Here is a 19,594-nt window from a genome sequence, read left to right on the forward strand (position 1 = left end):
GCCGCTGCGCTAAAAAGCGGCAAGCGGCTGTTGAGCACAATCCTTTTTCAAATGCCAATACGTCCGACCGGGCCAGCTTTCGTTTGGCCGGACGCCGAAGGCTTGCCTTTCCGATCCCAGGATCGGCTGTTCCGCAAATCTTTTAGCAAAGGACCACCACATGACCTACCAGCTAATCGAATTTTCCGTAGACGCCGGCATTGCCACTGTCGCCTTTAATCGTCCGGATCGCCGTAACGCCATGAGCGATGAGATGCGCGCGGAATTCCTGACCGCTCTCGAAACGGTCGCGTGCGAAAAGGCGATCAAGGCGTTGGTCCTGACCGGTCGCGGCAGCGCCTTTTGTGCGGGCGGCGATATCAGCGGCATGAAGCGCCGGCTTGAGGCGCCGCAGGGCGAGGTCGCATTCAACGGCTGGGCGCGTCAGCAGGGTGTGCATCGCGTGCAATCTTTGCTGCTCGGGCTGCCGAAGCCGACCATCGCTGCGGTGAACGGCGCGGCCGCCGGCCTCGGCGCGGATACTGCGCTGGCCTGCGACTTCGTCATCGGGTCCGAGCGCGCTAAGTTTACCTGGTCCTACATCAAGCGCGGCCTGATCCCGGATGGCGGCGGACTTTATTTCCTGCCGCGCCGCACCGGTCTCTCGAAGGCGAAAGAACTAATCTTCTCCGGGCGAATGATAGAGGCAGACGAAGCACTTTCCTTTGGGATCATGGACCGCAAGGTCGCTGGCGTCGATCTCGTCTCCGCGGCGCAGGCTTGGGCTGCCGAACTCTCGCAAGGCTCTTCCACCGCACTGGCGCTCGGCAAAAAGATCATCAACGAGACCTTCGAACATTCGGCGCATCAAATTTTCGAACTCGGCAGCCAGGCGCAGGCCATCTGCTACACGAGCTCCGAACATCGCGAGTCTGTCGCCACGTTCCTCGCCCAGTCCGTGTCGAAGGAATGATTGAGGACCGCGCCCGCGCAGTGTGGCGTACGACAAAAATCCATTCGGGAGGTAACACATGTCCTCGGTAGCGCATGCCCCACCGACGAGATCGGGAAGCGTCAGAAATTATCTGCTTGTGCTGTTGGGCCTTGCCATGATGGCGGCCATCGCTTTAGCGCCGGCCCCAGTGGGGCTCTCACTGGTCGGCCAACGTGTTCTCGCAGTTATGGCCTTCATCGTGTTCATGTGGATCACCGAGGCAATCCCGTACGGCGTGAGCGCCATTGCGCTGATCTTTCTCCTGATCGTTTCGCTCGGGTTTTCTCCTACAAGCGGAGTCACCGGCGAGGTCCTTGGAACCGGTAAGGCGATCCCGCTTGCGCTCAGCGGGTTTTCTAACAGCGGGTGGCTCTTCGTGGCCGCCGGCCTCGCCATGGCGGCAGCGATCACGAGCACGAGCCTCGAAAAGCGCGTGGCCTATCTGATCCTCAAGCTGGTCGGAACGAAGACCCCGGCGATCATGGCCGGCATCATCGTCACCGCCTTCGCGCTAACGTTCATTATTCCGTCTGTCATCGCACGCGCGGCGACGCTCGTTCCGATCGTCATCGGCCTGATCGAAGCCTTCGGAGTGAAACGCGACAGCCATATTGGGAAAGCGATGCTTCTGCTCGCGGGGATTCTGCCATCGGTGACAGGCGTCGGCGTTCTGACCGGAGCCGCGCCTAATCCGGTCATCGTCAACTTTCTCAGCGGCGCCGGTCAGATGCGGGTCACCTATGTAGACTGGCTTGTCTATCTGTTGCCCTACACGATCGTCTTCTCAATCGGGCTGTACTTCCTCGTCACCCGTTTGTTCAAGTTCGAGTTTGCCGAACTTCCCGGGGGAGCGGACTACATCAATTCCAGGCTTGCGGAAATGGGGCCGATGACAGCGTCAGAGAAGAAGGCCTCGGTCATCATGGCGATGACCATCATTCTTTGGGCGACCGACAAACTCCACCACGTCGAGGCTTCGGCCATCTCCGTCCTCTGCGTGCTGTTGCTCGTCATGCCCAACATTGGCGTCATCGCCTGCAACGACCTCTACAAGCGGGTCGACTGGAATTCGATCCTGCTGTTTGGCGCAGGCATTTCGATGGCGGAAATGTTCACGAAAACCGGAGGCGCCGCATGGCTGTCGAAGGTCGCGTTCGTCGACTCCGGAATGGGCGCGCTGTCGGTCACGATGCTTGCCATCATGATCTTCGTCGTCGTGTTCTTCGTGCGATTCTGCTTCACGAGCATCACGTCGTGCCTGACCGCCATTACGCCGGCCATCCTTGGGTTCCTCGTCGCGCTTCACAACCCGGCGGTTCCGATCGTAGGCATCGTGCTCGGTGTCTCGCTGATTGCGCAGTGCCAGGCGATCATTCCTGTCACCTCCGCGCCGGCGATGATTGCCTACGGCGCCGGAGGCTTCACGACGCGGGACATGATAAAGCTCGGAATTCCGCTCGCGATCCTCATGTACGTGCTTATCGTGCTCTGGATGTTTACCTATTGGCCGCTGGTCGGACTGTGAAAATGAGGAACGCACAGCTGATGTCACGCGAATTCGTCGCACACGTCCTCGCGCTTGCGCTTCTTGCGGGTGGAGGCGCTTCGCGCGCCTCCGCCGACGAGATACGGCTCCTGGCCTCAAACGCCGTGCGCGAGCCTTACTTTGAGCTCATCCCGCAGTTCGAGAAGGCGAGCGGCCATCGGGTCAAAGCCGAATGGGGCGGCACGGTCGATATTGTGAGACGCGCCACGGCCGGCGAGGCTCTCGACGTTGTCGTCATTCCAGACGTCCGCGTGAATGAGTTGAGAAAGCTTGGAGCGGTGTCCGAGCGCGTGGATCTCGCGGCCTCGAAGATCGGAGTGGCTGGCCGGCCCGGCGCCTCTCGGCCTGACTTGGCGAATATCGACGGTCTGAAGCGCACTCTGCTCGCTGCAAACAGGCTCGTCATCTCCTCCGGCCCGAGCAGCAACCACATGCTCGCCCTGTTCGCGCGGATGGGTGTTGCAGACGACATCCGGCCGAAGCTGTTGCAGCTCGCGCCCGGTCTGTCAGTCGGCGAGGCGATCGCGGCAGGTATGGGCGACATTGGCTTCACGCAGGTCAGCGAACTTCTGACGATAAAGGGGATCGACTATCTCGGCCCGCTTCCCGAAGACGTTCAGTCTGTGACGATCTTCTCTGCGGGATTTCTTTCCACGACCCGTTCGCCGCAAGCGGCGCACGAACTTGTCGCCTACCTGGCTGGAGCGAATGCCGCGCCAGTCCTGAGAGAACACGGGCTTGATCCTCGCTGAGCCGAAGATCTCGACCTTGGCTAACTTTGAGGGGTTCTTCATCATGAACGATAAAGATTTGGCAGACCGATCTGATGCGCTCGGCTATCTCGCCAGCGCGGAGCGCGAAGCCTCCGATCTGCCCGAGCTGGCGGATGTGGCGCCTCGAGATGTCCGACGCATTGGGGTGATCGGGGCCGGCACCATGGGCGCCGGAATCGCGGTTGCGTTTCTCGACGGCGGCTACGCAGTCACCGTGCTGGAAATGAACGAGGCTGCACTGTCGGCTGGCCGAGAGCGCATCGCGGGCCTGTATGGGCGCTACTTGCGTTCTGGCCGGATTGATGAAGCGACGCGCGGCGAACGGCTGTCGCGATTGTCCACCACGACGGACCTCGTAAATCTCGCCTCGTGCGACCTCGTGATCGAGGCGGTGTTCGAAGATATGGCCGTCAAGCTTGATCTACTAGGCCGTCTGACGACCGCGCTGCCGCTGGACAAAATCATAGCGACCAACACGTCCTATCTCGACATCGAGGCCATGGCGGACGCCGTTCCGAACCCGAGTCGATTCATCGGGCTGCATTTCTTTTCACCGGCAAATGTCATGAAGCTGTTGGAGATCGTTCGGGGTCGGCGCACAAGCGCAGAAGCGCTGGCGACCGCCTTTGCGATTGGCAGCAAGCTGAAGAAGATCGCGGTCGTGTCCGGCGTATGCGACGGCTTCATCGGCAATCGCATTCTGGCGAGATTCCGGGCGCAATGCGAATTCATGCTGGAGGAAGGGGCGCTGCCATGGCAGGTCGATGAGGCCATGCAATCCTTTGGCATGGCCATGGGCCCATTCGCCGTTCAGGATCTTGCAGGTCTCGACATCGCGTGGGCCCGCCGCAAGAGACTCGCAGCTTCCGGTCAACTCGCGGGCCGGGATGTTCCGCTCGTTGACCGCCTCTGTGAGGCAGGGCGGTTAGGCCAGAAGGCGAGCCTGGGCTGGTACAGTTACAAGAACGGCAGGCGCGAGATCGATCCAGAGATCGAGCGGATCGTGCGTGAGCACGCGGTCAGCACTGGACGGCCTCAACGATCCTTCTATTCCAGCGACATCCAGGACCGGATTGTGACCGCCATGATCAACGAGGGAGCCAAAATCTTGGCCGAAGGCATCGCGGCACGGCCGTCCGACATCGATCTCGTGCTGGTCAACGGTTACGGCTTCCCCGCATCGCGCGGCGGACCCATGCACTATGCCGATTCCATCGGCCTCTCGCGCGTGCGCGCGATAGCGCAAGAAAGTGCGTCTCGCGACGGGCTCGGTTTCGAGGTCGCGCCGCTTCTTATCCAGCTGGAAACGGAGAGGCGCAGCTTCTCCAGCCTCAACACCGAAACCCATTAACTCGCGCGAGGATGAACACCATGAGCAAGGCCTACATTGTCGACGGCATTCGCACACCCATTGGCCGCTACGGCGGCGCGCTCGCATCTCTGCGGCCGGACGACATGGGCTCCCATGTCATTCGTGCGTTGGTCGCGCGCCACCCCGACCTGCCTGCGGCCTCAATCGATGAAGTGATCTTCGGTTGCGCCAACCAGGCGGGCGAGGATAATCGAAACGTTGCCAGGATGGCAGCGCTGCTTGCGGGGCTACCGGTGGACGTGCCCGGCACCACCATCAACCGTTTGTGCGGCTCCGGCCTCGACGCCGTCGGTACGGCCGCGAGAGCCATCAAGGCCGGCGAAACCGATCTTGTGCTCGCCGGCGGCGTGGAGAGCATGACGCGAGCGCCTCTCGTCATGGGCAAGGCGGAAGGCGCGTTCCAACGGTCGGCCGAGTTGCAGGACACGACGATCGGTTGGCGTTTCGTCAATCCGCTGATGAAGGCCCAATACGGCGTCGATTCCATGCCGGAAACGGCCGAGAACGTCGCACAGGAGTTTCAGGTCAGCCGCGAGGACCAAGACCGGTTCGCTCTGCTCTCGCAATCCCGCGCGGCCGCGGCTCAGAAGAACGGGCGGCTCGCACGCGAGATTACCCCGATATCTGTTCCGCAGCGCAAGGGTCCCGCAGTGATAGTCGAGAAGGACGAGCATCCGCGCGAGACGACACTGGAGAAGCTCGCGGCCCTGCCGACCCCGTTCCGCAAGGGCGGCTCAGTGACCGCCGGCAACGCGTCAGGCGTGAACGACGGCGCCGCCGTGTTGTTGCTTGCCTCGGAGTCGGCCCTCACGCGCTACGGGCTAGTCCCGCTGGCCGAAGTCGAAGGACTTGCAACAGCTGGCGTGCCGCCCCGCATCATGGGCATCGGGCCAGCACCTGCGACGCAAAAGCTCGCTGGGCGTCTCGGCATCAAGCCGTCAGATTTCGATCTGATCGAGCTTAACGAGGCGTTCGCCGCGCAGGGGCTCGCGTCGCTTCGGCTGCTTGGCCTTCCGGATTCAGCCGAGCACATCAACCCGAACGGGGGCGCTATCGCTCTTGGACATCCGCTGGGAATGTCGGGCGCGCGTCTGGCGCTGAGCGCGGCGCTGGACCTCAGGGATCGGGGTGGCGAACGCGCCTGCGCGACGATGTGCATCGGAGTTGGGCAAGGGATCGCGCTCTCCCTGCGGCGTCCTTGAGCTTGAATGCGACCATTTTCAGCGCGGCCGAACTGAGGCCGCCACATTTGAAGGAAAAATCGGATGAGTGAGATGGCAGACAACAATTTCTCGGGACTGAACGTTCTCGAGTTCGCGCAAGGCGTGGCGGGACCGTATTGCGGCATGCTGCTGGCGCAGCACGGCGCCACGGTCACTAAGATCGAGCCCGTCAAGGGGGGAGACTGGAGCCGTCAGCTTGGCCGATCCTATGGGGACTTCTCGGCCAACTCGGTCGTTGTGAATCGAGGCAAACGGAGCGTCGCTCTCGACCTGAAAGCGCCAGATGCAGAGGATATCGTTAGGCGTCTTGCGGCCGAGGCCGACGTCATCATCGAGAACTATCGTCCGGGCGTAATCGATCGGCTCGGTTTCGGCTATGAAGCCGTCAAGGCATATAACGAGAAGGTCATTTACGCGTCTCTTACAGGCTTTGGCAGTGTCGGTCCGAACAAGGCGTTGCCCGCGACCGACACGGTCATGCAAGGCTACTGCGGCCTGATGTCTATCAATCGCGGCTCCGACGGCGTGCCTCGTCGGCTCGACATGCTTGCGGTTGATACTGTGGCTGGCCTGTACCTATTTCAGTCCATTGCTGGCGCGCTCTACAAGCAATTGCGGTACGGGGTCGGCAGTCGGATCGAAACGAATCTCTTGCACTGCGCCCTAGCGTTCCAGCATGCGAAGATCGTGGAGTTCGCGCTGTCTGGCTCAACGAGCGAAGCGGCCGGTTCTCCGGTCGGTACATTTCGGACGGCCGATGGCTTCCTTAGCCTCAACGCTCGACGCGATCCGGATTTTCGACGCCTTTGCGAGGCGCTCGGAAACACGTGGTTCTCGGATGAACGGTTCGCGTCGCCGGCAGCTCGGCTGGAGCACAATGCCGAACTGTCAGATCTGCTCGCATCGATCATCCAGAAGAAGTCGACGGCCGAATGGACTGCAGCGCTCAGCGAGGCGGACGTCCTCCATGCCCCTGTCAAAACGTACCAGGACTTGTTGAAGGACGAGCAGGTCAATGCCCTGGGCGTGATCGGATGGGACGAACTCGATGGCTTGGGCAGGCATCCTGTCGTCAGCGTTCCCGGTCTCGCAACATCTGGCGAGCGGGGCGCTCCGCGGATCGGCGAACACAACGAAGCAGTGTTGTCAGATTTGGGGTACCCCCGCTCAAAGATTGACGACCTCAGGGAAAGCGGCGCGATCGCTTGATAGCGCCTTCAACGCGACGTTAGAAAGGTCGCCGTCGAGAGATTGTGTGTGGACCGATGCGCGCGCTTACTCTCCTTGGGAGTGTGCAGTTGGTCGGCCAGGTCCTCCTAAGCTAGACTGGAATGAAAAGCGCTTCGACCTTTCGGTCGAGGCGCTTCCAGCTGGAACGTGCGCTACTTGGCTGCCGGCAGGTCGACGCCGCTATTCTTGATCGCGGTTGTGGCGAACGGCGTCGACAGAAAATCGTAAAATTGCCGGGCAGCGCTAATGCTGGTCGCCTTTGGCGACACGGCTGCCGACACCACGCTCGCCTTCTGAAGGTCTTCCGGCAGTGGTCCGACGATGGTGATGCCCTTTTCCAGCCGGAGTTCGCTGATCTGCTGGAGACCCAGTTCAACCTCGCCTTCCACAAGGGATTCGCCCACGAACTTGCGGCCCAGGATGACTTTGGCCTTGGGCTTCACCTGCTCCTCGATGCCGAGCTTCTTGAGCAGCACATTCGCGACGTAGGAGCCGCTCGCGCCTTCGGAATATCCGACGGACTTGGCGTCAAGCAATGCTTTCTTCAGCGCTTGCGCATTGGAAATGTCGGGCAGGGAATGGCCGGCCTTCACAGCGACACCAATCCGCGAAACCGCGATATCCTTGCGCTCGACCGGCTTTAAATAGCCGCCTGCGATCAGTTCATCCATTCCCTGGTCGACCATGATCAGCACGTCGATCTGCTCGCCATTTTTGACACGCACCTGCGCGGCCTCCGGCGAATTGCCGGACGACGGCCCCCAGGACATGGTGACCTTGTGGCCTGTCGATTTTTCGAACTGGGCGGCGATCTGCGGGAATGAACCTTTGAGGATGCCGGTGGTGAGCACTTTCACCTCGTCAGCATGAGCGCTCGACATTGCTGCCGCCACGGCGCAAACGGAAATCCCAATACCCCTCAGATGATTCAATAACATATTTTGCCTCCCTTTCGGCGTAAGTGCCTTTGGACGGCACTGTGCATTCGAGCGCAGGCGGGTGCACCTATGTAATTCCATTAAGTGGAACTGCGTCACGCGTGGCCGGTCGATGGCATCGCCCTACTGCCGAACAAACTCGGTTCCCCGAAAGCCGCCGTTCCGAAGGTGGACTGGTGATGTCCGCTCCTTTCCGTAAGCGCTGTTCCAAGAGCGGGCCAAGAGCGTTGCGTTTGGCCGGGCTGCCGTGATTCAAACTCCCGAGCTGGGGGTCGAATCATGCGCTACGACCTGGCCGTCCATGAATGGACCGCCATTAAGCCGATGCTGCCGAACAAGCCGCGTGGTGTTCCTCGGGTGAACGACAGACGGGTCCTGAATGGCATCTTCTGGGTCCTCCGATCAGGAGCACCCCGGCGTGATCTGCCGACGGCGTTTGGCCCATACACCACTTGCTACAACCGCTTCATTAGGTGGTGGCGGGCCGGCGTTTGGGGCCGTATCATAGAAGCGCTTGCCACTGCCCATGATGCCGCTGTCCAGATGATCGACACCTCCATTGTCCGCGTGCATCAGCATGGAGCCTGCATCACAAGGACCGGCACCAATCGATGGGAAGGTCCTGCGGCGGCTTGACGAGCAAAATCCATGCGGTGATCGATGGCAATGGTCTGCCGGTAAGGCTGGCGCTGAGCCCGGGTGAGGCCCAGAACTAGTTAGGACGGGTTCTCCACCACCCCGCCCGGCTCGATAAGACGAGTCTCCGCCAAAATCATCAGGCGCGACCATGACGTGACGCCAATGCAAACCGCGCCAAGGCAGGCAAAGACCTCGCGCCAAGCCAGCGATGGCACCCCGATCTGGGACACGGCGAACACTACATGATAGCCGGCGACGGCGGCGGGAACAGCGAATGCCGTAGCGATCGCGATGCGCAAGGCCAAGGACCGAGTAACAGCGACGGCGATCTGGCCGAGGACGAGCGTCAGCGCGCCGCCGGCCGTCCCGATAAGAAGCGCGGCGACGACACCAGTGCCGGTCTGCAACGCAGTCATCCCGATACTCAGCGCGACGAAAAACGGCAAGGCATAAACAGCGAGCGCAAAGATCGCCCAGCAGAACAAGCCGATGCCGAGTGCGTTGAGAACAAGCCCAATGGCGAGCATGGTGGTGGCTCCATGTGCATAGATTTGAGAGTCGCGCCTTCCACCACCACCACGGCGCAACCTGGACATAGGGTCGAAACGAGGCGGAGTTGCGGCGTGAGCAATTTCGCCTCAAAGACTTCAGTCGAGCAGACGGCGCTCACGCGCCGCCGAACATCCAGACCGGGATGCCGAGCCGCTTCGCCTTATCGGCCAGGTTGTCCTGGATTCCAGTGCCCGGGAAGTGCATGACGCCGATCGGTAGGATTTCGAGTATGGCATCGTTGCGCTTGAAAGGTGCTGCCTTGGCATGTTTCGTCCAGTCGGGCCTGAAGGCGATCTGGGGCACCTTGCGGGTGGTCGCCCATTTGGAGGCGATCAATTCGGCCCCCTTGGGTGAGCCGCCGTGGAGCAGGACCATGTCGGGATGCTTGGCGTGAACCTTGTCGAGGCGATCCCAGATCAGATGATGGTCGTTGAAGTCGAGCCCTCCGGTGAGCGCGATCTTCGGCCCAGCGGGCAGCATGACCTCGGTCTCGGCGCGGCGCTTGGCCGCGATGAAGTCGCGGGAGTCGATCATCGCTGCGGTCAGCGTACGGTGGTTCACTAGCGATCCTGATCGGGGGCGCCAGAATGAGCCGGTGTGTGTCTCAAAGCGCTCGATGGCCTGATCACGGAAGAGCTCCAGGCAGTTGCGCCGCTCGATCAGCGTGATGCCTTCCGCCGTGATGCGTTCGAGTTCGACGGATCGAACTTCGGAACCGTCCTGCTCGCGCTGACTCTTCTGTTGCGACTGTTCGTTGTCGTCGAGTTGGCGACCGATGCGGTCGACGACACGATGGAACAGGTTGACAGTCGACCAGAGCAGATCGTCGAGGTCCGGCTCAAGCCGCGTGTCGCTCAACGTCGCGACCAGGGCATCAAAGATATCGGCGACGGCACCGGCGATGTTCTTGCCCTCAGGAAGCGGCCGTGGATCGGGCTGGTCGTCGAAGGGGCGGTAACCGAAGAGCTGCAATTCGGTAAGAACGCGTTCGGTCGGAGATGCGGCGTGCGGCGGTTCGATGTCATCGTGATCGGTCATGGAGGTGATCCTTTGCCGGATCGGCCGCGACCATCGCGGCCTTCGTGGCGATCACTCAAACGGCAGGCGGAACGGGCCAGAACCCGGAGCGGAGCGGAGGGCCGAAGCGCAGCGGAGGATGGCGGAGGCCGGCTATTTTGCTTCGCGATGCAAAGCGCGCCGATAACGTGACTAATATGTCTTCTCATCGCCGGCGCGCGGCGGAAAATAGCCGGACGCAGCCATTGCCGGCCCGAGCCGCTTGCCGTCCGATCGCCCTCTAGAAGGCCGTGGTCGCGTCCTCTTCCGGCAGTGGCCGAACCGCGACCGACCCGTCGAGGCCCATCGAATCGCCGGGGCTATTCCGCGGTTGCCATCGACGAATGCAGGAAACGGATGACGTCCTCTGGTACGAGTTGAAGTAGCAACGCTGCTCGGAGGGCCTCGAGGCCGAAGATGTGCAGATCTTCGTTGAAGTCGCCAAGCCGAGGCGACAACGCGATCGTTTCAATGCCGGCGTCTTGCGCGCGCTGGGTGAGAATAGCCTGTGCTGCATCTCCGGCGGCATCCGCGTCACGGGCGATATAGAGTCGGCGTAGGCCAGACGGCAGCAGCATGGCTGAGAGGTGATTGGCCGAGAGAGCAGCGGTCATGGGCAAGGTCGGCAGTACATAACGCAGCGACAGCATGGTCTCGATCCCCTCGCCCGCAGCGAGCACGTCGTCCACCACGCCGAAGCGAACGGCGTTACCAAGCAGGTCGCCCATGGCCTTTCGTGGCGTGTCGATCGGGGCCTTGCCGAGCCGCACGCGATCAAAGCCGTGTGGATCTAGCCAGGTGCGATGCACGCCGGTAATCCGTCCCTCGAGGTCCGTGACAGAGCCTATCATCGCCGGCCAGGTTTCAGTCGGCAAATGCTCGTCCGGTCGGTAGTAGCAGCGTGGGTGGAAGCGCAGGCTACCACCGTGGTGGATTTGGCTTATTCCACGACGTTGCAAATACGTTTCCACCAACGTCCTTTCGATCGGACCGGATATCGCAAAAAGTCGACGGGCGGCTTCTTGCGATCCGGCCGGCACGACTGGACGAACGGGTCTCGGGAGTGATTGCTCCTCAGAACGAGGTAGCTTCAGAAAGCGCCTCGCCTCCTCGGCGACCTCGCGGAAGTCTCGCAAGGCAAGGCTTTCGCGGATGATGTCGAGGAGATCGCCATGCCCCCCGGTCGCGGCATCGGTCCATTTGCCGGCGGGGCCCGTCGACGATTCCTGGAGCCGCACAAATAACGAGCGGCCCGGGGTGTTGTGGACGTCACCAACCACCCAGTACCGCCCCGCCCGCTTACCATTGGGGAGATAGTGTCGGCACACCGCCTCGGCCTCGCGCGCGAGGCGGCGTGCCAGCTCGGAGACATCGCCGGACATTACGCGGCCTCCCGCTCACTGACGCCCGTAACCGGATAGGTGTCGAGCACCCTCGACAGGACCTCAATGCCGCTCGCGTCCGTGGGTACGAACATGCGCAGCTTCCAGGAGATGATCTCCCCAAAGAGGCCGTAAGCACGGAGACGATCGCGCATCGTGTCGTTGAATCCCGACAGCTCGATGCGATATGCACCCATCACCCGGGCTCGACGAAGCTGGAGCCCCTCCGTTAGATCGAGGACGGTCCGTCCTTCCACCAGCGCGGCAAAGGCAGCATCCGGCGTCAGCGAAGGCGCGTCCGCCGCAAGGACGCTTGCGACCCAGACAGCAGAGACCTTGCGTCCGATGATCCGTTCGCCCGCATCGGTTTGGAGCCGATAGACGCGGGTCGACTCGTTCGGCAACCGCTTCCAGATCGGTAACAGCAAGCCCGCCACAACGTGGATCGTGCTTTCCGTGAACTCGGGCACCTCGGCAAGCTCCGCCAGCCAGGTCGAGGCAAAGCGTTCACGATCCGCTTCGTCCCAATGACTTTCGGCCATGGTGGTCAAGGGGACCGTGTGCTGATCCATCGGCCGGATCAGACGGGCGCGCCGCTCGATCTCGCCGTCATCGAGCATGACGCTCGCCGCGGGGACCTGCACGGCAGCTCGTCTCGAGCGCTCATTGACGAGCAGGACGGCCTGACGATCGGAAAGACGAGCAAGAGCATCATCCAGACTCACCGGATGATTGCGCTGGCGCTGGGCGACCGTGAGCAGCCGGGTCTCGGCGCGGGTCCCCGGATGGTCATAGATCGTCCGCCGGTCGGTGACGACAAAGCTCTCGGCACGGAGGGTTTCCAACCCCACGTCGTAGGTGCCGGATGCAACCGCGCCTTCGATCCGAGCGGTCAAGAGCTGCTCGAAGGCGGTGAACAGCACATTCTGCAGGTCAATGGTGAGGGCCAACAACCTGTTCAGGAAGGTCGTGATGGGCGGCAGGTCATCCCTGAGCCCATTGGTATCCGTCAGCTTCAGGCCAGTCGCATCTTGAAACCTCTCGAGCGAACATCCGTCGACCTTGCCTCGCACCAGCAGCGTGTAGAGTTGACGCAATGCATCACGTCCGTACTGGCTTTCGAGATTGTCCTCGGGTCGAAACAGCCCCTGCCCTCCGGTCTGGCGCTGGCCGCGCGTAATGGCTCCCAATGTGTCGAGCCGGCGCGCAATGGTGCTGAGGAAGCGCTTTTCGGCCTTCACGTCGGTCGCGATGGGACGAAACAGCGGTGGCTGCGCCTGGTTGGTCCGGTTGGTCCGGCCGAGGCCCTGGATCGCAGCATCCGCCTTCCAGCCGGGTTCGAGCAGATAGTGGACGCGCAAGCGGCGATTTCGAGCCGACAGTTCGGCGTGGTAGCTCCTCCCCGTGCCGCCCGCGTCGGAGAACACGAGGATGCGCTTGATGTCGTCCATAAAGGCCGAGGTCTCGGCGAGGTTGGCCGACCCGGCGCGGTTTTCGACGATCAGCCGGTCGCCCTTGCGAATGATACGGCGCGAGCGGCCGGTCACTTCGGCGACCATGTCGGTGCCGAAACGCTGCACGATTTGATCCAGCGCGCCGGGTACCGGAGGCAGCGAGGCGAGTTTCTCGATGAGGCGGCCGCGTCGTGCCACGGCTTCCCGGCTCTCAACCGGCTGGCCATCGCGATAGACAGGCCGAGAGCAGAGGTTGCCCTCCGAGTCGGTAAACGGCTCGTAGAGCTGGACCGGGAAGGAATGGGCGAGATAGTCGAGCACATACTCGCGCGGGGTGATGTCGACCTGGACGTCGCCCCAATCTTCGGTCGGGACGTCGGCGAGCCGGCGCTCCATCAGCGCTTCGCCCGTTGAAACAATCTGGATGACAGCGGCATGGCCGGCGTCGAGATCGCGGTCGATCGATCGGATGAGCGACGGCGTCTTCATCGAGGTCAGCAGATGGCCGAAGAAGCGCTGTTTGGCGCTCTCGAAGGCGGATCGGGCCGCCGATTTTGCCTGCCCGTTCAGCGTTCTAGTTTCGCCGGTGATGTTGGCGGCCCGCATCGCCGCGTCGAGGTTGTTATGGATGATGCTGAACGCATCTGCATAGGCGTCGTAGATGCGAACCTGCTCCGGTGTAAGCTGGTGTTCAACGAGCTCGTACTCGACGCCCTCATAGGACAATGAACGGGCCGCGTAGAGACCGAGCGCCTTGAGATCGCGCGCGAGCACCTCCATCGCCGCGACGCCACCCTCCTCGATTGCCACAACGAACTCGGCGCGTGTGGCGAACGGGAAATCGGCGCCGCCCCAAAGGCCGAGGCGTTGGGCATAAGCGAGGTTGTGGACCGTGGTGGCGCCAGTCGCCGAGACATAAACCACGCGAGCATTGGGCAAGGCGTGCTGGAGCCTCAGCCCCGCACGCCCCTGCTGAGAGGCCGCCTGGTCGCCGCGCTCACCCTTGCCGCCGACCGCATTCTGCATGGCATGGCTCTCGTCGAAGACGATCACTCCGTCGAAGTCGGAGCCCAACCATTCAACGATCTGCCCGACACGCGAAAGCTTCTCGCCACGCTCGTCGGTGCGTAGCGTGGCATAGGTGGTAAAAAGGATGCCTTCAGAAAGCCGGATCGGTGTGCCCTGGCGAAACCGGGACAGAGGCGTAACGAGCAGTCGCTCCATGCCGAGCGCGGACCAGTCGCGCTGGGCGTCCTCAATCAGCTTGTCGGATTTGCTGATCCAGACCGCACGGCGGCGGCCCTTGAGCCAATTATCGAGCAGGATCCCTGCGACCTGCCGTCCCTTGCCCGCGCCGGTGCCATCACCCAAGAACCAGCCGCGGCGAAAGCGAACGGCATTCTCTGCGTCGTCGCGTGCGGCGGCCACAACATCAAACGTCGCATCGACAGTCCAGGAGCCCGCGAGAAATTCGGAATGCGCCTCGCCGGCATAAATAACGCTCTCGATCTGGGCGTCCGACAGGACTCCAACTGCCACCAGGGCCGAGGGCAGGTGCGGACGATAGGATGGCTTCGGTGGCGCAACGGAAGCCATCGCCGCGGACTGCACGAGCTTGGTCGGATGTGCGCGTGATCCGGGAATACGGATGGATTGCAATCCATACTCCTCGTAAAGAGCGTCGGTGAGGCGGGCGCCTTCCGGCGGCGACCATTCGACGGTCTCGTACGTAAGCTCCACACCTTCTGGCGCGCTCCGCGAAGTGAACGCGTTTGCAGCAATGGCGCCGGCCGATCGGGAGATTGCAGGGCGCCTAATGACGTCGGCCACGACCGATGCGGCGACGGGCAGCCTCGGCGGCACATGCAGGGTTACCCAATTGAGCAAGTTGGCGACATCGCCGGCCAAGCCTTGCGAGGCGGGAAAAGCCTTCGGATCGGCGGCGGGCAACTTATCGATGACAAGCAGCCTCGTGTCCGTCTGAGTGCCGTGCTTGGCGTAGACGACGCCGTCGATGGCGGCAGAAAACACGACCCGTCCGCACTCCTGGAGGCGAACAAAGGCATCAGTCCACGCCGGGTTATCCGGCGCAAGACCTGCGCCAGCGATGGCGACGAGGCGTCCACCGTCGCAAAGACGCCCGAGCGCCGAAGCAATGTGCCGGAAAGCGGCGTCCGCCATTCTTCGATCCACATTCGCCACAGCGGAGAACGGCGGGTTCATCAGAACGACGGTCGGCACGACGTTCGCGTCGAGATGATCATCGATCTGCGCAGCGTCGAACCGCGTGACCTCAACGTTGGCAAACAAATGATCGAGCAGCGCCGCGCGGCCTTCGGCCAACTCGTTCAACATCAGAGAGCCGCCGGCGAGCTCGGCAAGGATGGCGAGCAAGCCGGTCCCGGCGGATGGCTCCAGAACGCGGTCGGCAGGGGTAATACCGGCTGCGGTGCATGCGACTAGCCCAAGCGGGATCGGCGTCGAGAATTGCTGAAACGCCTGACTGTCCTCGGAACGCCGCGTATGGGTCGGCAGACAGCTGGCGATTTTCGCGAGCATCGGCAGCATCGCGGCCGTCGAACCAGCCTTGGCGCGCATGGCCGGGCCAAACTTGCGAAGGAAGAGAACGGTTGCCACCTCGCAGACGTCATAGGCGGTCTTCCAGTTCCAGGCGCCGGCGGCGTCCGAGCCACCGAATGCAGCTTCCATGGCGCAACGCAGGGCGGCGGCATCGATGCGACGGCCCCGCTCGAGATCGGTCAAGAGCTGTCGCGCGGTCCTGACAGCAGCAGAGGTGAGACTTGCAGCGGCACGCATCGAGAGCGGCGCGGCGGCAACGCCGCCGGCGAGAGATTCGGTCATGGCAGGATTTCTTTCGGAGAGCAGGAACGGGTCGAACCATCAGGCGCTCTCTTCTGACCCCAACGGCTCAAATCCTTGCCGGCCCGACTCTCCCTCTCAGCACTCACCAAAAAAAATGGGGACCGGCGCTGCACACCGGTCCCCAAGCAACGCGGGATGGCTGGAGCCATCCCGCTCTATGTCACTCGGCCGCGTCGAGCTGTTGCGGATCACCGTCGCCGCCGTTCTCCTGATCCTCCTCGTCGGCGAGGAATTCGGGCAGCGGGCCTGCTTCGCCCTCCTGCGCCACTGGCACCGCATCGGGATCGACGAGGCGCAGCGGCTCCGGCAACCAAGCCGAGCCATCGAGTAGACGCTCGGCCTCCTTTGCCATCTCAGCCTTCTTCAGATGGTCGATCAGTCGTGCCGACGGCTCGCCCTTGGCTTCCCGCACCGCCTCCAGAATGCGCGGCTTGGTGACCCTACCGAGATAGTTGTCGACGGTCGGTCGCCAGCCAGCCTGCACCATGTCGAGCCCGACCGCGCGGGCCAGCACATCAGCCTGGTCGAGACGCGTGCGGACACCGTGGGCGGAAACCCGACCTTGATTGTAGCGATTGGCGGGTTCATAGACGGCGTTGACGGCAAATGATGCACAGTGGGCGAACAATGATGCTTGTGCACCACCATCAAGGGCCGTGAGCGCGTCCCAAAGATCGTTCTCGCTCTTCGGCAACCGTGCCTTCCAGGCCTCATGCCGCGCCTCGACAGCCTTAGCGGAGACGCTTTCCCTCAGCCCGGGAGCTTGAGCGGGAAAATTCGGCGTGCGAAGGCCGATCTCAAGACAGCTCCCGGACGATGCGAACCGGTAAAAGGCCGTCAGCACGAAGTTATGCAGCACCGCTTGGAACGCGATCGCAGGATTTTCTGCCAGCGCATCCCGCAATGCCAGCGTACGATGCGCCGTCAGCTCGGTGATCAGCCGATCCGGCAGAGGTTTCGCCGTGTCCTCATCATCCTCTTCGGCATCAGGAGCGCCACCTGCGACTGCGATGATCGTGCGCTGAACTGAAGTGCCAGGCTCCTGCCCTTCAGTCGACGACACGTCGGCGTGCTGCCCGACATCAGGATCAGTTTCCTGCACTTCGTCCTCCGGCCGGACGTAACCCCGGTCCACGGAGAGGCGTCCTTCGGAATCGATGCTGATGAAGACACCAGCTCGGGCGATCTCGGTCGGTTCGTAAAGCATCGGCCGGTCTTCAAATGCCGCCAGTGCCGACTCGATTTCGCCCAGACGCTGATCGACCTCTTCGGGCAATGCGTCGGCATCCTGGTAGTCGGTTTCCAGCCTGGCCTGCTCGGCGTTCAGCGCATCGATGGTGGCCTGCTCCTCAGGCGAGAGATCGACAGGTCTGCCTTCGATTTCTCGTAGGCCTTGAGTGTGACCGTAGGAGAAGTCTACGGCGACTGAGATCCACTTCCAGCCTTCGGCAGCAATCGTCTCAGCTTCGGCTTTGAGCTTTTCGGTTACGAGGCGGTCGAGCAACACGACGTCCTGAAGCCAGCCGCCGTCGTCGTGCTCGAACAAATCCCGCAGAACGCCGCCACCCGCGTGCTGATATTTATCGAGGCCCACAAACTGCGCCCGGCGATCGGACCCACGCACAGTGTTCTCAGTGAGCAGCCGGCGGATCTGGTAAGGTTCATCATAACCGGAACGGCTGACGTTCTCCCAGACTTGCTCCTGGCGGGCGTGATCGGCTGTGACCGAGAACGCCATGAGCTGCTCGAGCGTCATGCCGTCTTCGGCGTAGACCTCATGCAGCTTCGGCGACACCGACGCCAGCCGCAGCCGCTGCTTCACGATCGCAGGGTTCACGAAGTGCCGGGCGGCGATGTCTTCCTCGGTCATGCCGAGATCGCGGAGAGTCTGGAAGGCCCGAAACTGATCGAGCGGGTGCAGACCGACCCGCTCATCGTTCTCCGCCACCGAATCGTCCGCGGCAATGCCCCCTTCACGCACAACGCACGGCACCGCCTGCGTCTTTGACATGCGTTTCTGTTTCACCAGAAGCTCGAGGGCGCGATAGCGCCTGCCGCCCGCCGGCACCTCGAACATGCCGGTCTCGTTGCCATCTACATCAACGACGGCCCGGACACTTAGACTTTGCAGAAGCGTGCGCTGCGCGATGCTCTCGGCTAGTTGCTCGATCGAGACCCCGGCCTTGACGCGGCGAACGTTCGACTGGCTGAGCACGAGCTTGTTGAAGGGAATGTCCCGGGAAGGCGACAGCGTGATCTTTTGTACGGCTTTCGTCATTTTGGCTCTCCACGACGGGTGGCCGTGAGACTCTCTCTCGGCTTCCAACCCGTCGCGAACAACCTCCCTTCCTCTCACTCTCACCCGGCCACGAAGCCACGCATCACGCCACCAGGTGATCGGCGACAACCGAATCCAGCGACGCGGGCTCAATGGACCCGGGAACGAAGCCGAGCAAATAGTCCGCGGCCTTGCTCGCCTGCGAGGCGGCCCGCACGATGGCCCGATTGTCTTCACGCAGGACTTCAAGCCAGCAGCCGATATAGTCGGCATGGCGCACGGTCGGGACGATCCCGAGCGACGCGCAGCTGAACGCGGAACTTAATTCGGCGACCAGCTCTTCGAAGGCATATTTCTTCGTACCGTAAGATCCGCTCTGGTCGCGGTTGAGACGCGAGGAGTGCCCGGTCGCATGACCGAGTTCATGCAACGCGGTGCGGTGCCAGTTGATGGGTTCGAAATAGGCCTGGGGCGGTGGGACCTGAACATAGTCTTCGGCTGTGGCATAGAATGCGCGATCTCCACCAATCCGAAATGGAATTCCACTGGCCTTGATCAGGGCGTCGACCGTGGGTTCGATGAGGCCAGCCGGCGGTGGCGGCGCACCGGTGGCAATGTTGTCGGGCAGTTCCTCGCACTGATCGGTGTTGAAAACGGTAAAACGTTTGAGGAATGGAATCGCTTGCGCGTCTTCGCCGGTCTCAGCGGCGCGTCGCTTCTCGTCATTCGGCAAGAAACGATCGGCGTAGACGACTGTGGCGCCGCGCTCTCCCTTGCGAACGTGGCCGCCAAGCGAGAGAGCCTGACGAAATGTGAGCCAACTTTGACCGGCAAATCCGCGTTCAATCACGGCTCCCCAGAGGATGAGGATGTTAACGCCACTGTATTGCCGGTTGGTCGATGCATTTTTCGGTATGGCCAGCGGCGCTTTCGCCGCTGCCGTACCCCAGGGCTGAACCCAAGGCACGCGTCCGGCCTCGAGCTCGGCAATAATCTTGTCGGTGATTTCGTTATAGAGGTTCGCCCGGTCCTGGCCGGCGCGCGCGCGAACAGCAGGGTTTGACATCGCGGTTCTCCGCGACGGGCGCCGCGAGCCTCTCTCGCAGCTTGTAACCCGTCACGGAAAAACCCAGCCTGCACTCTTACTCTCAGCCTCTTCGCAATCTGCCTTAGGCCGCAGGCCGTATCAGGCGTGCGCCAGCGCGCATCGCCTTCGAGAAATGGCACCCGCAGGAGCGTGAGCATAGCGACGCCGAAGGCGGCACGCGGGACCGAGTGCAGCGACGAGACCGGTT

At 62.3% G+C, this 19,594-nt stretch carries 13 protein-coding genes and 1 pseudogene; 7 read left to right on the forward strand and 7 right to left on the reverse strand.

Going from position 1 to position 19,594, the window contains the following annotated elements; translation table 11 throughout:
* Positions 1-160: 160 nt before the first annotated feature.
* From JQ587_RS21970 to JQ587_RS21995, 6 genes are all read left to right on the forward strand, one after another.
* On the forward strand, positions 161-952 hold the full coding sequence (locus tag JQ587_RS21970; RefSeq protein ID WP_212426652.1) for an enoyl-CoA hydratase/isomerase family protein: 792 nt from the start codon (positions 161-163) through the stop codon (positions 950-952).
* A 58-nt stretch (positions 953-1,010) separates the two neighbouring features.
* Positions 1,011-2,498: an SLC13 family permease gene (locus tag JQ587_RS21975; protein WP_212426653.1), complete on the forward strand. Its 1,488-nt coding sequence runs from the start codon at positions 1,011-1,013 to the stop codon at positions 2,496-2,498.
* Positions 2,499-2,518: 20 nt separating this feature from the next.
* Positions 2,519-3,271, forward strand: coding sequence for a substrate-binding domain-containing protein (locus tag JQ587_RS21980; protein ID WP_212426654.1), 753 nt, complete (start codon positions 2,519-2,521; stop codon positions 3,269-3,271).
* A complete protein-coding gene (locus JQ587_RS21985; protein WP_212426655.1) occupies positions 3,258-4,643 on the forward strand; it encodes a 3-hydroxyacyl-CoA dehydrogenase in 1,386 nt (461 codons plus the stop codon). The genes JQ587_RS21980 and JQ587_RS21985 overlap by 14 nt, the downstream gene beginning before the upstream one ends.
* Positions 4,644-4,663: 20 nt before the next feature.
* Positions 4,664-5,866, forward strand: coding sequence for a 3-oxoadipyl-CoA thiolase (gene pcaF, locus JQ587_RS21990; RefSeq protein ID WP_212426656.1), 1,203 nt, complete (start codon positions 4,664-4,666; stop codon positions 5,864-5,866).
* Between the two features lie 63 nt (positions 5,867-5,929).
* Positions 5,930-7,096, forward strand: a complete 1,167-nt coding sequence (locus JQ587_RS21995; protein WP_212426657.1) for a CaiB/BaiF CoA transferase family protein — start codon at positions 5,930-5,932, stop codon at positions 7,094-7,096.
* 173 nt (positions 7,097-7,269) lie between these two features.
* Here JQ587_RS21995 and JQ587_RS22000 read toward each other — a convergent pair whose 3' ends face one another.
* A complete protein-coding gene (locus JQ587_RS22000) occupies positions 7,270-8,154 on the reverse strand; it encodes a molybdate ABC transporter substrate-binding protein (protein ID WP_212426658.1) in 885 nt (294 codons plus the stop codon).
* Between the two features lie 225 nt (positions 8,155-8,379).
* Between JQ587_RS22000 and JQ587_RS22005 the strand changes: the two are divergent.
* Positions 8,380-8,768 (forward strand): annotated as a pseudogene (locus JQ587_RS22005) (IS5 family transposase); the annotation flags it as partial.
* A 3-nt stretch (positions 8,769-8,771) separates the two neighbouring features.
* Here the strand turns inward: JQ587_RS22005 and JQ587_RS22010 are convergent.
* The 6 genes from JQ587_RS22010 to JQ587_RS22035 all read right to left on the reverse strand — a co-directional run bounded on the left by JQ587_RS22010 (position 8,772) and on the right by JQ587_RS22035 (position 19,365).
* Positions 8,772-9,221 (reverse strand): hypothetical protein, encoded by a 450-nt coding sequence (locus tag JQ587_RS22010; protein WP_212426659.1) that lies wholly within the window; start codon positions 9,219-9,221, stop codon positions 8,772-8,774.
* A gap of 139 nt (positions 9,222-9,360) precedes the next feature.
* Positions 9,361-10,284 carry a DUF2493 domain-containing protein gene (locus tag JQ587_RS22015; RefSeq protein WP_212426660.1) on the reverse strand — a complete coding sequence of 308 codons (924 nt, stop codon included), beginning with the start codon at positions 10,282-10,284 and terminating at the stop codon, positions 9,361-9,363.
* 338 nt (positions 10,285-10,622) lie between these two features.
* A complete protein-coding gene (locus JQ587_RS22020) occupies positions 10,623-11,684 on the reverse strand; it encodes a DUF7146 domain-containing protein (RefSeq protein WP_212426661.1) in 1,062 nt (353 codons plus the stop codon).
* A complete protein-coding gene (locus JQ587_RS22025) occupies positions 11,684-16,000 on the reverse strand; it encodes a strawberry notch-like NTP hydrolase domain-containing protein (RefSeq protein ID WP_212426662.1) in 4,317 nt (1,438 codons plus the stop codon). The genes JQ587_RS22020 and JQ587_RS22025 overlap by 1 nt, the downstream gene beginning before the upstream one ends.
* A 181-nt stretch (positions 16,001-16,181) precedes the next feature.
* The gene (locus JQ587_RS22030; RefSeq protein ID WP_212426663.1) at positions 16,182-18,299 is read right to left on the reverse strand and encodes a ParB/RepB/Spo0J family partition protein; all 2,118 of its coding nucleotides are present in this window, start codon (positions 18,297-18,299) and stop codon (positions 16,182-16,184) included.
* Between the two features lie 103 nt (positions 18,300-18,402).
* On the reverse strand, positions 18,403-19,365 hold the full coding sequence (locus tag JQ587_RS22035; RefSeq protein ID WP_212426664.1) for an ArdC family protein: 963 nt from the start codon (positions 19,363-19,365) through the stop codon (positions 18,403-18,405).
* Positions 19,366-19,594 lie beyond the last annotated feature (229 nt).

Origin of the sequence: Bradyrhizobium manausense (assembly GCF_018130615.1) — a bacterium.
Lineage (GTDB): Bacteria > Pseudomonadota > Alphaproteobacteria > Rhizobiales > Xanthobacteraceae > Bradyrhizobium > Bradyrhizobium manausense_A.

Excerpts from the sequence above, each read along its gene's own strand:
- JQ587_RS22020 (WP_212426661.1), bottom strand. The coding sequence starts at position 11,684 with ATGTCCGGCGATGTCTCCGAGCTGGCACGCCGCCTCGCGCGCGAGGCC.
- JQ587_RS21975 (WP_212426653.1), top strand. The coding sequence starts at position 1,011 with ATGTCCTCGGTAGCGCATGCCCCACCGACGAGATCGGGAAGCGTCAGA.
- JQ587_RS22035 (WP_212426664.1), bottom strand. The coding sequence starts at position 19,365 with ATGTCAAACCCTGCTGTTCGCGCGCGCGCCGGCCAGGACCGGGCGAAC.
- JQ587_RS21995 (WP_212426657.1), top strand. The coding sequence starts at position 5,930 with ATGAGTGAGATGGCAGACAACAATTTCTCGGGACTGAACGTTCTCGAG.
- JQ587_RS22010 (WP_212426659.1), bottom strand. The coding sequence starts at position 9,221 with ATGCTCGCCATTGGGCTTGTTCTCAACGCACTCGGCATCGGCTTGTTC.
- JQ587_RS22025 (WP_212426662.1), bottom strand. The coding sequence starts at position 16,000 with ATGACCGAATCTCTCGCCGGCGGCGTTGCCGCCGCGCCGCTCTCGATG.
- pcaF (WP_212426656.1), top strand. The coding sequence starts at position 4,664 with ATGAGCAAGGCCTACATTGTCGACGGCATTCGCACACCCATTGGCCGC.
- JQ587_RS22015 (WP_212426660.1), bottom strand. The coding sequence starts at position 10,284 with ATGACCGATCACGATGACATCGAACCGCCGCACGCCGCATCTCCGACC.
- JQ587_RS21980 (WP_212426654.1), top strand. The coding sequence starts at position 2,519 with ATGTCACGCGAATTCGTCGCACACGTCCTCGCGCTTGCGCTTCTTGCG.
- JQ587_RS21970 (WP_212426652.1), top strand. The coding sequence starts at position 161 with ATGACCTACCAGCTAATCGAATTTTCCGTAGACGCCGGCATTGCCACT.
- JQ587_RS22030 (WP_212426663.1), bottom strand. The coding sequence starts at position 18,299 with ATGACGAAAGCCGTACAAAAGATCACGCTGTCGCCTTCCCGGGACATT.